Source organism: Polaribacter sp. (assembly GCF_965656025.1).
Lineage (GTDB): Bacteria > Bacteroidota > Bacteroidia > Flavobacteriales > Flavobacteriaceae > Polaribacter.
Genome location: NZ_CBFHJT010000012.1, coordinates 36092 through 37492, shown reverse-complemented (window position 1 = coordinate 37492; position 1401 = coordinate 36092). Strand labels below are relative to the sequence as shown.

Genomic DNA, 1401 nt, shown 5'->3' with positions numbered 1-1401 from the left:
GCAATTTGCTAAACAAAGCGTAGAAATTTTTAAACCTGCTTTGGATACGCGTTATGATGAAGAAGAAGTAGTTTCTCATAACGACAACAGAATCAGATCTACACCAGTTCCAGTTTCTTCTAATATTAGATTGCTTGCCAATGATGTAGATGTAGTTGGTATAGATGAAGCCCAATTTTTCGATGATGAAATTGTAGCTGTTTGTAACGATTTAGCTAACAGAGGTATACGTGTAATTGTAGCTGGTTTAGATATGGATTTTAAAGGCAACCCTTTTGGTCCCATGCCAGCATTAATGGCTACAGCAGAATACGTTACTAAAGTACATGCAGTTTGTACACATACAGGTAATTTAGCACATTATAGTTTTAGAAAAGCACAAAATGAAGCTATTGTAATGTTGGGTGAAACCCAAGAATACGAACCTTTAAGCAGAGCAGCTTACTACAAAGCTTTACAAAACCAACAAAAAAATATTCAGCACGAAAAAAGTAAAGAAGATAATTTAACTGACACAGATACTTCCGAAATTACGGAACAGTTTTAAGCCTTATGAACAACCATGTTACTGTTTTAGAAATTGATGGAAGTGCCTTACTGCACAATCTAAATTATTTTAAGAAAAAATTAAACGAAACCACTAAAATTTTAGCAGTGGTTAAAGCCTTTGGTTATGGTAGTGATGGTGTTTTAGTTGCCAAATTTTTAGAAAACAAAGTAGATTATTTTGCAGTTGCTTATACACATGAAGGTGTTGCACTAAGAGAAGCTGGTGTAAAAACACCAATTTTAGTTTTACATCCACAAATAGGCAATTTAGAAGCGATTACCAAGCATCAGTTAGAACCCAATCTATACAACTTTAAAATTTTTGATGCTTTTTTAAAATTGGCAGACAGCATACCTTTGATGAATTATCCAATTCACATAAAATTTAATACAGGTTTAAACAGACTAGGTTTTTGGCATACAGATATTGGCAACATTATTAGCGAATTAAAAAACACTAATCACGTTAAAGTACAATCTTTATTCTCTCACTTAGCAGCTAGTGAAGATTTGGAAGAGCAAGAGTTTAGCATCAATCAAATTAATAATTTTGCATACATAGCACAACAGTTTTACAAGCATTTAGGTTATGAACCTATGTTGCATATTTTAAATACTTCTGGTGTTGTAAATTTTGCAAAAGCACAGTTTGATATGGTTAGAATTGGCATAGGTTTATATGGCTTTGGTAATGATGCCAAGGAAACTGCTCAACTTAAAAACACCCACAACTTAAGCTCAATTATTTCTCAAATACATTTAATACAACCTGGCGAAACTGTAGGATACAACAGAGGTTTTGTGGCAAAAAGACCCACAAAAAGCGCAACCATACCTATTGGGCACGCAGAT

At 33.5% G+C, this 1401-nt stretch carries 2 protein-coding genes; both read left to right on the top strand.

Annotation, left to right across the window (positions count from 1 at the left end; translation table 11 throughout):
- A partial coding sequence (locus ACTG3S_RS03745) for a thymidine kinase (protein ID WP_439128034.1) occupies positions 1–547 on the top strand: 547 nt, incomplete at its 5' end.
- Positions 548–552: 5 nt separating this feature from the next.
- Positions 553–1401 (top strand): alanine racemase (gene alr / locus ACTG3S_RS03740; RefSeq protein WP_439128033.1); only part of this gene is annotated, 849 nt, incomplete at its 3' end.